At 65.4% G+C, this 691-nt stretch carries 1 protein-coding gene; it reads right to left on the bottom strand.

What is annotated here, in order from left to right:
* The coding region (locus HX846_RS34640; RefSeq protein ID WP_256740293.1) for a phosphate acyltransferase at nt 1-691 on the bottom strand (691 nt) is incomplete at both ends.

Raw genomic sequence — 691 nt, 5'->3', positions numbered from 1 at the left:
TTCGTTGGCGGCGGCGTCGTACTGCAACGGGCCGTCGATCAGCAGCGAGCTTTGGGCTTCGTGGGCGAGCAGGGTGGCTTCGCGGACCTTCTCGACCTCCTCGCCCGTGGCCGAATCACCGCTGGAGTAACTGATCATCGCCACCCGTGGCGTGATACCGAATGCGGCGGCCGAGTCGGCGCTTTGCAGGGCGATTTCCGCCAGCTCCGCCGCGCTGGGGTGCGGGTTCATCACGCAGTCGCCGTATACCAGCACTTGCTCGGGGAACAGCATGAAAAACACCGACGAGACCAGGGTGCAGCCCGGCGCGGTCTTGATCAGTTGCAAGGCCGGGCGAATGGTATTGGCAGTGGAGTGGATGACGCCGGAGACCAGGCCGTCCACTTCATCCAGAGCGAGCATCATGGTGGCGATCACCACGGTGTCTTCCAGTTGCTGCTCGGCCATCGGCGCGTTGAGGCTTTTGGTTTTGCGCAGGGCCACCATCGGCTCCACGTAGCGCTGGCGAATCAGGTCGGGGTCGAGAATCTCCAGGCCTTCGGGCAGCTCGATGCCATGGGCGCGGGCTACGGCTTCCACGTCGGCCGGCTTGGCCAGCAGTACGCAACGGGCGATCCCGCGTGCCTGGCAGATGGCGGCGGCCTGCACGGTCAGCGGCTCGCTGCCTTCGGGCAACACGATGCGCTTGTTG

The organism is Pseudomonas sp. K5002 (genome assembly GCF_013386655.1).
In the GTDB taxonomy this organism is placed as follows: Bacteria; Pseudomonadota; Gammaproteobacteria; order Pseudomonadales; family Pseudomonadaceae; genus Aquipseudomonas.
Note: the sequence above shows the minus strand (reverse complement) of the source record. Positions and strands in the feature narration are given on the sequence as shown.